This is a genomic window from Paraperlucidibaca sp., from assembly GCF_982810325.1.
This window is the reverse complement of sequence record NZ_CEYEMI010000011.1, coordinates 1-11,871: the sequence shown is the minus strand read 5'-3', so window position 1 is coordinate 11,871 and position 11,871 is coordinate 1. Positions and strand designations below refer to the sequence as shown.

General features: G+C 53.1%; 14 protein-coding genes and 1 pseudogene. 12 read left to right on the top strand and 3 right to left on the bottom strand.

Features of this window, described 5'->3' with window-relative positions; translation table 11 throughout:
• Both AC3DKE_RS05590 and AC3DKE_RS05585 read left to right on the top strand, forming a co-directional pair.
• Window positions 1–277 (top strand): annotated as a pseudogene (locus tag AC3DKE_RS05590) (AraC family transcriptional regulator ligand-binding domain-containing protein); the annotation flags it as partial.
• Window positions 278–457: 180 nt separating this feature from the next.
• A complete protein-coding gene (locus AC3DKE_RS05585; RefSeq protein WP_487990216.1) occupies window positions 458–760 on the top strand; it encodes a helix-turn-helix transcriptional regulator in 303 nt (100 codons plus the stop codon).
• 67 nt (window positions 761–827) lie between these two features.
• Here AC3DKE_RS05585 and AC3DKE_RS05580 read toward each other — a convergent pair whose 3' ends face one another.
• Window positions 828–1,772: an alpha/beta hydrolase gene (locus tag AC3DKE_RS05580; protein ID WP_379071366.1), complete on the bottom strand. Its 945-nt coding sequence runs from the start codon at window positions 1,770–1,772 to the stop codon at window positions 828–830.
• 170 nt (window positions 1,773–1,942) lie between these two features.
• Here AC3DKE_RS05580 and rpmB point away from each other — a divergent pair, with 170 nt between their 5' ends.
• The gene (gene rpmB, locus AC3DKE_RS05575; protein ID WP_340675987.1) at window positions 1,943–2,179 is read left to right on the top strand and encodes a 50S ribosomal protein L28; all 237 of its coding nucleotides are present in this window, start codon (window positions 1,943–1,945) and stop codon (window positions 2,177–2,179) included.
• Between the two features lie 23 nt (window positions 2,180–2,202).
• Window positions 2,203–2,358 (top strand): 50S ribosomal protein L33, encoded by a 156-nt coding sequence (gene rpmG / locus AC3DKE_RS05570; protein WP_116207284.1) that lies wholly within the window; start codon window positions 2,203–2,205, stop codon window positions 2,356–2,358.
• A 103-nt stretch (window positions 2,359–2,461) separates the two neighbouring features.
• On the opposite strand, the gene AC3DKE_RS05565 is transcribed toward rpmG, so the two are convergent.
• Complete coding sequence (locus AC3DKE_RS05565; protein ID WP_487990192.1) at window positions 2,462–5,320, bottom strand: penicillin acylase family protein; 2,859 nt, start codon at window positions 5,318–5,320, stop codon at window positions 2,462–2,464.
• A 162-nt stretch (window positions 5,321–5,482) separates the two neighbouring features.
• Here AC3DKE_RS05565 and AC3DKE_RS05560 point away from each other — a divergent pair, with 162 nt between their 5' ends.
• From AC3DKE_RS05560 to mutM, 7 genes are all read left to right on the top strand, one after another.
• Window positions 5,483–6,259 (top strand): ATP-binding protein, encoded by a 777-nt coding sequence (locus AC3DKE_RS05560; protein ID WP_340675985.1) that lies wholly within the window; start codon window positions 5,483–5,485, stop codon window positions 6,257–6,259.
• 20 nt (window positions 6,260–6,279) lie between these two features.
• Window positions 6,280–6,924, top strand: a complete 645-nt coding sequence (locus tag AC3DKE_RS05555; protein WP_340675984.1) for an RNA polymerase sigma factor — start codon at window positions 6,280–6,282, stop codon at window positions 6,922–6,924.
• Window positions 6,918–7,160, top strand: coding sequence for a hypothetical protein (locus tag AC3DKE_RS05550; RefSeq protein ID WP_340675983.1), 243 nt, complete (start codon window positions 6,918–6,920; stop codon window positions 7,158–7,160). Before AC3DKE_RS05555 ends, AC3DKE_RS05550 begins: the two co-directional genes overlap by 7 nt.
• A 169-nt stretch (window positions 7,161–7,329) precedes the next feature.
• Complete coding sequence (locus AC3DKE_RS05545) at window positions 7,330–7,617, top strand: HvfA family oxazolone/thioamide-modified RiPP metallophore (RefSeq protein WP_340675982.1); 288 nt, start codon at window positions 7,330–7,332, stop codon at window positions 7,615–7,617.
• Between the two features lie 15 nt (window positions 7,618–7,632).
• Complete coding sequence (locus tag AC3DKE_RS05540; protein ID WP_411729560.1) at window positions 7,633–8,499, top strand: HvfB family MNIO-type RiPP peptide maturase; 867 nt, start codon at window positions 7,633–7,635, stop codon at window positions 8,497–8,499.
• Window positions 8,500–8,527: 28 nt separating this feature from the next.
• The gene (locus tag AC3DKE_RS05535) at window positions 8,528–9,361 is read left to right on the top strand and encodes an HvfC family RiPP maturation protein (RefSeq protein ID WP_487990191.1); all 834 of its coding nucleotides are present in this window, start codon (window positions 8,528–8,530) and stop codon (window positions 9,359–9,361) included.
• Between the two features lie 19 nt (window positions 9,362–9,380).
• On the top strand, window positions 9,381–10,241 hold the full coding sequence (gene mutM, locus AC3DKE_RS05530; protein ID WP_340676145.1) for a bifunctional DNA-formamidopyrimidine glycosylase/DNA-(apurinic or apyrimidinic site) lyase: 861 nt from the start codon (window positions 9,381–9,383) through the stop codon (window positions 10,239–10,241).
• Between the two features lie 37 nt (window positions 10,242–10,278).
• On the opposite strand, the gene AC3DKE_RS05525 is transcribed toward mutM, so the two are convergent.
• Complete coding sequence (locus AC3DKE_RS05525) at window positions 10,279–11,148, bottom strand: LysR family transcriptional regulator (RefSeq protein WP_487990190.1); 870 nt, start codon at window positions 11,146–11,148, stop codon at window positions 10,279–10,281.
• A gap of 94 nt (window positions 11,149–11,242) precedes the next feature.
• Between AC3DKE_RS05525 and AC3DKE_RS05520 the strand changes: the two genes are divergently transcribed.
• Window positions 11,243–11,743: a lactoylglutathione lyase family protein gene (locus AC3DKE_RS05520; protein WP_340675978.1), complete on the top strand. Its 501-nt coding sequence runs from the start codon at window positions 11,243–11,245 to the stop codon at window positions 11,741–11,743.
• Window positions 11,744–11,871 lie beyond the last annotated feature (128 nt).

The window sequence follows — 11,871 nt, the reverse complement described above, 5'->3', positions numbered from 1 at the left end:
GGGGCAAGCGCTAAGCCAGGGTGCGCATTTTTATCGCGTACTCACCGATAGCATTTCGCTGCGTCTTAGCGAGCGCGATGGTGTCGCTGAGTTCGAGTTGCGCCTGCGCGAGCCTGAGCGCGATCCAGGCCATGTGCTCACCGAGACGATTTTGCTGTGCTGGTATCGTCTCGCCTGCTGGCTAATTAACCGCCGCATTTTGCTCACCGATACCCACTTTAGTTATCCGCCGCCGCCGCATGAGGCCGAGTACCATCAGCTCTATCCCTGCCCGCATCATTTCAACCAAGACCGTACCGCGCTGCATTTCGACGCTCGTGTCTTGGCGCTGCCAGTCACACGCAGTCGAGATGAGCTGAAAGTCTTAATCCGTGAGTTGCCGCTGGGGTTTTTCATCAAGCCGGTGTTTCAAGGCAGCCTCAGCCACCGCGTGCGCAGCCGATTGGTACAGGGCGGCATGGCTGATCTACCCAGCTTAGATGTCGTCGCTGGCGAGCTATTTATGACTGGCCGGACATTGCGCCGACAGCTTTTGGTCGAAGGCACGCGCTATCAGGAAATTAAGGATGAGCTGCGCCGCGAGCATGCCATGGCGCTGCTGCGCGAGCCACAGACCAGTATCAACGCGGTGGCGCGAGATATTGGCTTTCGCGAAGCAGCGGTGTTTATTAAGGCGTTTAAGCATTGGACAGGGATGACGCCCGGCGATTATCGGGCGCATTGGCAAGCTCAGCGACAGCTCGCACGGGCGACGAGCTAGCGCATTTAGATCACTCGGCTTAATTGCGGCTGAGCGCACCGCGCTAGCCTCTCAACTAGGCCCGCGACTATTTTGTGCTCTCAACAAACTCGGCAATAGCCTCAATCGCGGCATTCGCCTCTGGCAGCATATCGGCCAGCATTTGGAAGTCATGCCACATGCCATCCCAAACCGTCAGCTGCAATGCCCAGCCGCAGGCATCTGCACGCACCTTTAAGCGCTCCGAGTCGCTCAGCAAGATCTCATTCGTGCCAACCTGCACCAATGTCTTCGGCAGACCTGCCAGATCAGCAAATAATGGTGATACGCCGGGGTCATCGGCAGCCGTTTTGCCTAAATAGAGCGGCGTTTTGGCATATATCCATGCCTGACTAAGCATCGGATCTAGATCATTTTTAGACTGTAGCGACTCGCCTTGCAGCGTGAGATCGACCCAAGGCGAAATCAATGCCATCCGCGCTGGTAACGGCTCGCCACGATCACGCAGACGCAGAGCCAGCGCTAGTGCCATGCCACCGCCAGCAGAATCGCCCATTAGCGAGATATGCTCGGGCGAAACACCTTTCTTCAACAGCGCAAGATAGCTTTGATGCACATCATCGAGCCCGCCAGGATAAGGAGCCTCTGGCGCCAAACGATACGTCGGCACATAGGTTGTAGCCTTAAGCGCCAAACACAGACGACTAGTTAAAGGCCGGTGCGTACGCGGCGAACAGGCGACATAGCCGCCACCGTGGACAAAAAACAGCACTTGCTCGCTGGCACCTGCTGCCGGCGTAATCAATTCACAGTCACGGCCTGCCAATCGAGTGCTGCTAATTTTTGCAGCACGAGGTATCAAGCCATAGCGCAACAGGCCTTCCGTGAGGCTGCGCATGGTAGGCACAGGTATTTTGCTCGCCCATAAAGGACGCATCGTGGCGCGAAGGACCGCCGGCAATGCTTTTTTAGCGATGACACTCTGCATGTGCTTTGCGCCGCTCAACTTTAATGAAATAATCTCTCTGCTCATGCGTAATTTCTCTGTTTTACTCGTCGTGAATCGTAGAAAACGCCAAATATAGGCGATCTGGAACAAAATTTCGCCGTTTACGTTGAAGCGTGCGACTTGTTCTGGTATAAATCGCGCCCTCGCTGTCGGCCGCCGTTTGGCGGCGAGCTGAATGAATTGCGGAGACCGAAATGTCTAAAGTTTGCCAAGTTACAGGCAAGCGTCCGATTGTTGGCAACAACGTATCGCACGCGAACAACAAAACGAAGCGTCGCTTCGAACCAAATTTGCACTACAAACGTTTTTGGCTAGATAGCGAAAAACGCTTCGTGCGTCTGCGCGTGTCCACTAAAGGCATGCGTACCATCGACAAACTGGGTGTTGACGTGATCGTTGCTGATCTGCGCGCTCAGGGCGTTACTGTTTAAGCCGCTGGTAAAGGAGTCACATCATGCGCGATAAGATTCGTCTTGTGTCCACTGCTGGCACTGGCTATTTCTACACAACCACAAAGAACAAACGCACTATGCCGGAAAAAATGGAGATCAAAAAATTTGATCCCAAAATCCGTCAACACGTGATGTTCAAAGAAGCTAAAATCAAGTAATTGCCGTTTTTTAGCAATTAGTTGCAGCTTCTCGCAAAAAAGCCCGACATTGTTCGGGCTTTTTTGTGCTTACTGATTATCTGCCTAAGATGGCAGCATTAATCTACTCAAAACCAATTCGCTGCACCCAACTGCCGCGATCTTGGTAGGGCATGGTCACACACGATGTGCCTGGCACCGTCGATGCGCCTGGGCCAATCACACCAGACAGTGAACAAAGCTGGCTGCGTGGGTGCACCCGACGGCATTGCGCCAATAACCCCGGCGTGAGCTCGCCGCCATTGGCACACGTCTGACTCAAGCGACTGGCCGTCAAGTTTAAGCTTTCAACCATCAATTGCTCCAAGCTACGCCCTGCCGCCCACGGCCATCGCGTGGCAATGCTCGAGCGACCAGGCGCCAAAATACGCAGCGCCACGTTATCCATCACACTTTGATCAAAAACATGGCTGCCTACACCAGCAAAGCGATCATAGGCGCTCCCCTCGCCCAGAGGAGCCTCACGCAGGCGCGCAAATAGGCTATCGCGCAGAGACCTGATCCACTCATCAAATACTGTCGCACCAGGAGTGTCACGCGCCATCGGATCCTTAATATCTAAACCCTTAGCGTAATGGCGACGATCCCAGCTCAACATGGCTTCAAGTAATAAACGACTTGGCGCGCTGAGCTGACTCGCCTGGGCATCATAAAAGCGCTGCAGGATAGGCACAAACTCACGTGCCCTCGGATCAGTCGTACCAACCGCTTCATCAAGCGCAATCAAATCACTAAAAGCCCAATCATGCCGACTGGCCAGCAGGTCGGCGATAATTGTCACCCGCTGCCCAGCACCACCTGGACGACTCGTACTGCCCAAGCCTTCGCCATCAAGCCAGCCCAATGCCGGCTTATTATTCCAGTTCGCCAGATAGCCTTGAGCCGGATCACGTATTTGAGGAGTTGCGCTAAATGATAAGGTGCCATCGAAGTCAAACTCACCGGTACCTTTGATGGGCAGGCGCATATCAGTGCTGGGATGGCGCTTGGCATGAAGCCCAGGATGATAAAACGCAATATGGCCATCCCGAGTGGCTACGACAGTGTTCTCATTCCAAGTGACGAGCGCCATGGCAGCATCAAACTCTGCAAATGTTTTCGCTCGACTCCACGCTTGAATCCCCTCAATAGTCTCAATCTCGCGCAACCACATGGCATAACTCACACTACGCCCGAGGCCTGCATCATCGTCTCGTGCCACCAATGGCCCGTGCAGCGTTCGACACAGCTGCGCAGATGTACTCAGTAGCGCCGGCAATAACGGCACACCCTGCGTCGCTGCTCGATACTTAATCGACTCTTGCCGACAACTCATATTTTTCCATAAACCATCGTGGAAATACTGATTTGCGAGACACTCGCCTTGTCCACGCTGTGCCGTGGAGCAGAGCGTCTCAATGAAGCTGTCTATTGTTTTTGAATACCCCGTTGTTAAGCCCCACGCCGCATGATTGCTATAGCCAATGCCCACAGCTGGCAAAATTGGTACCGAAGCACCACGCGCAGATACTCCTGGTATATTTATCTCAAACTCTACTAACAAGAGTGGATAGGCATAGCCCAGCTGAGGCCCAGCAACCAATAAAGTACCACCACTCTTTGTTCTACTTGAGCCTATGGCATAGGCATGCGAACCGCCATGCAGATAGGCACGCAGCTCATTCATGGCCACCTGCACTCGCTGAGTCAACTCGCGGCTTGCATATTTTTGCTCAGCAGTAGGTGACACTAATGCTGACTTTGCTAGCACCCATGTAGATGGTCGCTCAGCCCATGCCAGCATTTTTTGCCCAGCCTTCGGCACCAGCACTTCACGCGGCACCGCGCTCGCAAGAGCGGATGAGGCCGATGTTGCCATAGCGATGACCGGCAACCCACATGGCACTGGCGCCGGAGCTGCGCCCGTGCCCAAACCATTAGCTAAAGTAACCGGCAAAGTCATCGCCCATGTCGCCTGTTGCTCAAAAACAGCCTCTCTAGCGGACTTCGGCGTGGTGTGATTACTAAAACGTGGCCCGCTAGACGGTACGCTTACCGCTGCCTGCTGATCATCCAACCAAGTAAAATCGAGGAATGCATCTTTGCCCGCCCGTTCAGAGCCTAGGCTTGTCGATAACGACTTTAGCAGCTCCACGTTGGCCATCTCATTACCGCCCTCTGCAGCCACAAAGCGCGTGATATAAACCCCCGACGCCAACACATCACTTACTGTAATCGGCTCAGGCAAACTAGTGAGCAGGCCATACTCAGCTGGTAATAAAGTGGGATTGTTGCGCACCGCCGCAATGCGCGCATTAACACCATCGACATAGCCCAAAACCGAGGCTTTAGCTTCGCTTGTAGCGGCATCAAACATGGTTTGATATTCAGCCTCGGTATAGGTCAGTAGGCGCTGCTGTATATCTGCTGGAACTGCACTGCAGCCAGTCAACTCAGCAAGCGTGCCTTTGGCTGTACGACGCACCGCATCGAGTAAAAACAAACGATCTTCGGCAATGGCATAGCCCACGCCATACCAACCATCCTGCGTGTTATCGGCATAGACAATGGGCACGCCAAAGTCATCACGATAAATACTTATGCCTGATTTTGGCGAGGAAGGGCTGCCAGGTCGTGTCCCTAGCACCGCCGGCTTTGCACGAAACGACCAGTACAACTCGCGCTGATCGTCGATATGCGAGCCATAACTGGCAGGACTACCACTCAGCAAGCCTTGCGCCTGTCCAAGCAAGCTGACGTTGCCACTTTGGCCAGGAGGCAAGACTGTCTCAGCACGTAATACACGCGCGCCACCAGCATTGCCATTATTAGCGCTTGAACTAGTGCTGCTGCTATCGCTATCGCCGCAAGCTATCAAGCTGCAAGCAGCGACTACCGTTAAAGCTTGGCGCATCTTTAACGAAAACGAGTGTCCGATTTTCATGCAGCGCCCCTTAGGAGTCTTCTTGTTATTACTGCACTGTAATACCTGATTCACAGCCATCCAAGCACAGTTGCTAGAATATTCACGGACACATCATCTTGTTTAGTCTATGAATCGACTTTGTTCCCCTATACTCAAGTGGTGTTTTTATCATTGAGCCCTATGAACAGCACCTCAACTCTCGCTTGGCGCTGGCGCCACCATGCCCTACAAGCTATCGACCGCATTGATGCTATTCGCCTTGATGACTTGCTCGGCATCGACCGCCAAAAGGCTGCCCTACGCGAAAACACCGCTCAGTTTGTTGCTGGCCTTCCCGCCAACCACGCTCTAATGACCGGTGCTCGTGGCACAGGCAAATCCAGCCTCGTCAAAGCATTACTCAATGAGTTTGCCGACGAGGGCCTGCGCTTAATTGAAGTGCCGCCACACGACCTCATCGACTTACCAGAAATCGTTGCACCATTACGCGGCAAGCCCGAGCGCTTTATTTTATATGTTGATGATTTCTCTGTAGCTAACGCCGATCCAGCGCTTATTGCACTGAAAACCGCACTCGATGGCGGCATTGAAGCACCCGCCGATAATGTGCTCATCTATGCAACCAGTAATCGCCGCTTTCTCATGCCCACTGTGCATGCCGATAACAAAGAGTTTCAATGGATAGACGACGAAGTGCATCCCGGCGAATCCACCGAAGAGAAAATTTCGCTGTCGGAGCGTTTCGGCCTCTGGCTATCATTCTTAGCCTTCTCGCAGGCCGATTACGAGCGCTTGGTGCAGCATCATTTACAGCAGCTCGGGTACACCGAATGGAGTAAAAATATCCGTGGCGAGGCCCTACGTTGGGCTCAAACTCGAGCCTCACGCAGTGGCCGCGTGGCACAGCAATTTGCCCGTCATTGGGTAGGATCACAGCAACTCAACGTCCAAAAATAATAGCTAGAGGGAGACTACGGATGGCCACAGCCACCGAATCGAAAATCAATGCCGACAGTAGCGAACGTGATTTACTTGCTGCCTTGCGCGGGGGTCAACAATCGGCCTGGGGTGAGGCCATGCGTCGCTTTGGCGGTGCAATGGTTGCAGCCGCACGCAGCATTGCGCCGCGTCATGCCGAAGATGCTGTGCAAGAGAGCTGGATTTCGGCCTATTCCGCCATCGCCAACTTTGAAGGCCGTTCAGGCCTGAAAACATGGCTCGTACGCATTGCCATGAACAAGTCTTACAACATCATTCGCAGCCAAAAGCGTGAAGTGTCGTTAGAGGGCCTCGAGGGTGAGCACGACCCACTGGCTAATGCTTTTGTGCCTGGCGGACCTTTCGGTACGCAATGGGGCGTGCAATTTCAGCGCTGGACCGATGACACCCCACAAGCATTGCTTGAAGCGCATGTGCTGCAGGACTGCCTAGAACACCACATGGCCGACTTGCCCGATGGTCAACGCATGGCACTAACACTGAAGGATATTGAAGGGCTTTCCCCGAAAGAAATTTGTAACACCTTGGCCATTTCGCAGTCTAACTTTCGTGTCTTGCTGCACAGGGCGCGAATCCGCGTATTTACTATGGTGTCGCATTACGAGGAGACAGGCGAATGCTAAATTGTCGTGATGTCGGCACTAATGCCACCGAGTTTTTATCCGGTGCACTGCCAATCAAAACCAACTTGCTGGTGACATGGCATGTGGTGCGCTGCGCTAACTGCAGACGCGCTGTCATCCAAATCATCACCATGCTGATAGCCCTGCGCAAGCGTGAAGCTAAGCCTGTTAGCGAAGAGCAAGTGCAGGCTTGGCTGCAAGCACTCGAAGAGCATAACCACACGCACCCTCACTGATAACCGTTGTGTTAGCTGAGCCCATGGCCTCGCTGCTGGCTCAGCGTTATTCGCAAACAAAATGAAAAATGTTTCTTTTTGTATGTAACGTTGTTGCTAGCGTCGTTGTCTAAGCTGTGACGATGGCGCAAACACGATGCCAAGCGTCCTAACTTTTGAGGTAATACCGATGAAAAAGCTACAGACTCTGACTCCAATCGCCGCCATGTTGGCTCTATCCATGACTGGCGTTGTACACGCTGGCGACACCGCCGCTGCTAAAGCTGGCGAAGCCAAGTGTGGCGCGGCTAAAACCGAAGCTACTCAAGCTAGCTGTGGCGCAAAGAAAGCTGAAGAAGCCAAATGCGGAGCCGCTAAAACAGAAGCCGCCTCGAAAGCTGCTGAAGCTAAATGCGGCGCAGAAAAAGCGGCACACGAAGGCAAGTGCGGCGAAGCTAAATGCGGCGCTAAAAAGTAAGTTATTGATAGTCGGATGAACGTCTCTCACTCTGAGCCACGTTTTCCGGTGAATGGCACCGGTCTCGGTTTGCGACGCAGCTTTATGGCTGAGTTTCTCACCGAGTCGGAAGTCATCACGAACGTTACACGCCCCGATTTTTTTGAGATAGCACCGGAAAATTGGATTGGTCTTGGCGGCCGCTATGCCCGCGACTTACGCCAACTCACCGAACGCTATCCCTTTCTTTGCCATGGCTTGTCGCTATCTATTGGCGGCCCTGCACCACTCGATATTGATTTACTCAAGCGCATACGCGACTTTCTCGATACACACCAGATTCGCGCCTACTCCGAGCATTTGAGCTATACCGGCGATCAAGGCCATCTCTACGATTTGCTGCCCATCCCGATGACGCGTGAAGCCGTGGACTATGTAGCCGCTCGCGTGCGCCAAGCGCAGGACATTCTAGGTCGTCGCTTAATTCTGGAAAATGTCTCGACCTATGCCGCGCCCGGCTCAGAAATGGCCGAGCACGAATTTGTCAGCGAAGTCTTAAAAGCCGCCGACTGCGGCTTGCTGTTGGATGTGAATAATATTTTCGTGAACAGCATCAACCATGGCTTCAATGCTCGCGAATACCTGCTCGCCTTACCGGCTGAGCGCATCAGCTATGTGCATATCGCTGGGCATTATCGCGAGGCTGAAGATTTACGCATCGACACTCACGGCGACTCGGTTTGCGATGATGTTTGGGCTCTACTTGATCAGGCCTATGCGCATTTCGGCGTGCTGCCAACATTGCTTGAGCGCGACTTTAATATTCCGCCAATGGCCGACTTGCTTGGCGAAATGCAGCTGATTCGCCGCGCGCAAATACAGGCCATTAGCCGTGCCGCTTAAAGCATCTGTCTCAACTGAGGCTGAGGCCATGAGTGCGCAGCAAACCAAACATGCCAACGAACAGCAAACCAAGCCTCAATCTGCCCACCTACCCGAGTTTCAGCGCCTGCAATACGCCTTCACCGCGCATTTGCGCGACCCCGAAGCAGCCGCCGCACCAGTAGGCATTAAGTCCGAGCGCTTAGCGACTTATCGCGAGCTGCTGTTTAACAACGTCATTAATTTTGTCGATATCACATTCCCTATTGCCAAAGCACAATTGGGCGAGGCTTTATGGTCGCGACTTACTAATCGCTTTTTCGCCGACTTTAACTGCACTTCGCCATTTTTTTACGATATTTCGCTACATTTCAGAGAGTTCATTGAAAGCTTAGATTGGCCAGACCTCCTCGCCTTGCCTTGGCTAGAGTCGCTCATGCATTACGAATGGATGGAGCTGGTTGCCGACATCGATGATCGCCCAATGGCTTTAGGCGTCGATACCAACGCCTTGGATGAGGCGCTCTCGGCCGATCATGACCCGCAACTTCAGCTCGCCGGTCCAGCATGGGCGCTAGCCTACCAATGGCGCGTGCATGAATGGCGCGAAGACAGCGACCTAAGCGTCGTAAAGCAAGAGTCTGTCTGCTTAATGGCCTTGCGCGCTGATGACGCCGCACTCTCGCTGCAAATACATGAGATCACGCCATTTGCCGCCTTTTTGCTCGAAGCGCTAACTCAGGCCGAAGCACCGCTGGCACTCTCTGAGCTCATTGCACGCGTTTGCAGCGCTATGCCTCAAGCACATCCACAAGAAGTCGCGACCATGGTGCGCACGGTCTTACGCGATCTCATTGCACATGGGTTACGCTTGCGCCATTAATCTGCCACGCCAACAAGCCATGCCTGAATTACCCGAAGTAGAAACCACCCGCCAAGGCCTCGCGCCGCATTGCATCGGCCGCCGCGTTAGCGAAGTTGCTGTGCATAACGCACGCCTGCGCTGGCCTGTGCCCGAATCATTAGCCGACACTCTCACTGGCCGCCTCATTCAGCGCATCGACAGACGTGGGAAGTATTTGCTGCTGTATTGCGAGCACGAGGCCAACGGTCATGTTGGCGTGCTGATGGTGCATTTGGGCATGTCCGGCAGCCTGCGCTTAGTTGAGCCTGGCACCGATCGTAAAACCCACGATCATTTGGTGTTTAGTCTGAGCGATCGCGAAGACGATCTAGATGCCGAGCCACAATGGGAATTGCGCTACCACGACCCGCGGCGCTTTGGTTGCTGCCTATGGCTGGAGCTACCCGTCGAGCAACACCCACTTTTGGTATCGCTGGGGCCCGAGCCATTAAGTGAAGCCTTCGATGACCAACACCTATTTCGCCTCAGCCGCGGAAAATCTGCACCGATCAAAAGCTTTCTGATGGACAGTCACGTGGTGGTCGGTGTCGGCAATATTTACGCCAATGAAGCGCTGTTTCGCGTCGGCATCCACCCGCTACGCGAAGCTGGGGGCATTAGCCAGGCGCGCTATAAGGCGCTCAGCGCGGCCGTCCGTGAGATCCTCGCGCAGGCCATTGAGCGTGGCGGCACAACGCTGCGCGACTTTGTAAATGGCAAAGGTGAACCGGGTTATTTTCAGCAGGAATTAAGTGTTTATGGTCGCGCTGGCGAGCCATGCGTGCGCTGCAATAAACCACTTACTGAGGTTCGTTTAAGCGCACGCAGCACCGTGTTTTGCGCGCGTTGCCAGCGCTAGTTCACAACAAAATATCCTATGGAATCTAACGTCGAATTCATAGCCATCGCCTAGCTTCCGCTATTACCGTTTCCATTCGCTTCTGCATTGCCCGCTGACGCCGGCCACAAAGAAATAGCGTTTCACTCACTGGATTGGAAAGTCGGTGAGCTTTGATTTGCTTAGGCTTGTGAAATGCCTCAACCGCATAAGCCGGCAAGACCGTAAAACCCATGCCCAAACTGACCGGCTCCAGAATCAAACCAATTTGATTCGACCATCCCTTCCTAGAAAACTGATGAATGTGCTGGAACTCCGGAAAATTGGCGCCCATCAGCAGACTGGCATGATGACTTCCGTCAGGATGGTCGATAAAACCGATGGCCATCAAGGTTTCCCAGTCCGGCATTTCGACCGTCGCAGGCGTTACTAACAATAGCGACTCTTCTGCGACAGGCGTACAACTGACATCAGCTAGGGTGGATTTTGATGTCATAAAGCCAATATCCACGGTGGATTCTGCGATTGCATTCTCGACGTCGGAATTGGGTGCAAAGCGATAATCTATTATGAGTTTTGGATGTTTTTTTTGCAGCGCTAATAAGTGTGGATATAGTTTAAGTCCGACGCTCCCCGGAGACATCACCCGTACCATGCCTTCATAGGGCGGGTCCTCTCCAACTCTCTGCTCTAGATTCGACAGAGCCTGCAGAATGTCCTGTGCCATAGCATAAAGTCTCTCTCCGGCATCCGAGAGCGAGAATTTCTTCCCGTCCCGTACAAGCAACTCGACACCTAGAGCCTCCTCCAATTTGCGCATATGCTGACTCACTCCCGACTGCGTCATGTGGAGCCGCTCAGCCGTGTGAGTAAAGTGACCAACGTCGACAAGGGTGCAAAAGCTGCGTAACCAAGCAGGATTTATCATAACGTAATGTAATATATTTGATTAGATATGATAATTTTACATAATTAAATGCGATCGGTAACCTTCTCTCCATTCAGTTAGAGGAGGACGCGCAATGAGCAACGTTTACCCAAGAAATTTCTCACACATCGGTATTTCCGTCCCTGATCTAGAGCGGGCTGTCCATTTCTATACAGAGGTCATGGGCTGGTATCTGATAATGAAACCCACCGAGATCGAAGAAGACGACAGCGCTATAGGCGAGATGTGCACCGAGGTGTTCGGAGCAGGATGGGGAAGTTTCCGAATAGCCCATCTATCCACCGGCGATCGGGTTGGTGTGGAGCTGTTTCAATTCAAAAACCAGATAAACCCAGAAGACAACTTTGAATACTGGAAAACTGGGGTCTTTCACTTCTGCGTGCAAGACCCCAACGTCGAAGAGCTTGCTGAGCGCATTGTGGCCGCTGGTGGCAAGCAGCGCATGAAAAAGCCGCGCTACTACTACCCAGGCGAGAAGCCCTATCGAATGATTTACATGGAAGATCCATTCGGGAACATCGTGGAAATCTACAGTCACAGCTACGAACTGATATACAGTGAGGGAGCCTACTGAATCATCGGTGAGTGCATTCCGATGGACGTAAAACCATCGCAAGGCGTGATACTTTTCCTGCGAAATCATCCACGCTTTTATTGTATGGTGCGCAGGTAGTGCATTTCTGCGCGCACGATTTGCAACAG

Coding starts and splice junctions, on each gene's coding strand:
- AC3DKE_RS05585 (WP_487990216.1), top strand. CDS start 458: ATGGCTGATCTACCCAGCTTAGATGTCGTCGCTGGCGAGCTATTTATG.
- AC3DKE_RS05580 (WP_379071366.1), bottom strand. CDS start 1,772: ATGAGCAGAGAGATTATTTCATTAAAGTTGAGCGGCGCAAAGCACATG.
- rpmB (WP_340675987.1), top strand. CDS start 1,943: ATGTCTAAAGTTTGCCAAGTTACAGGCAAGCGTCCGATTGTTGGCAAC.
- rpmG (WP_116207284.1), top strand. CDS start 2,203: ATGCGCGATAAGATTCGTCTTGTGTCCACTGCTGGCACTGGCTATTTC.
- AC3DKE_RS05565 (WP_487990192.1), bottom strand. CDS start 5,320: ATGAAAATCGGACACTCGTTTTCGTTAAAGATGCGCCAAGCTTTAACG.
- AC3DKE_RS05560 (WP_340675985.1), top strand. CDS start 5,483: ATGAACAGCACCTCAACTCTCGCTTGGCGCTGGCGCCACCATGCCCTA.
- AC3DKE_RS05555 (WP_340675984.1), top strand. CDS start 6,280: ATGGCCACAGCCACCGAATCGAAAATCAATGCCGACAGTAGCGAACGT.
- AC3DKE_RS05550 (WP_340675983.1), top strand. CDS start 6,918: ATGCTAAATTGTCGTGATGTCGGCACTAATGCCACCGAGTTTTTATCC.
- AC3DKE_RS05545 (WP_340675982.1), top strand. CDS start 7,330: ATGAAAAAGCTACAGACTCTGACTCCAATCGCCGCCATGTTGGCTCTA.
- AC3DKE_RS05540 (WP_411729560.1), top strand. CDS start 7,633: ATGAACGTCTCTCACTCTGAGCCACGTTTTCCGGTGAATGGCACCGGT.
- AC3DKE_RS05535 (WP_487990191.1), top strand. CDS start 8,528: ATGAGTGCGCAGCAAACCAAACATGCCAACGAACAGCAAACCAAGCCT.
- mutM (WP_340676145.1), top strand. CDS start 9,381: ATGCCTGAATTACCCGAAGTAGAAACCACCCGCCAAGGCCTCGCGCCG.
- AC3DKE_RS05525 (WP_487990190.1), bottom strand. CDS start 11,148: ATGATAAATCCTGCTTGGTTACGCAGCTTTTGCACCCTTGTCGACGTT.
- AC3DKE_RS05520 (WP_340675978.1), top strand. CDS start 11,243: ATGAGCAACGTTTACCCAAGAAATTTCTCACACATCGGTATTTCCGTC.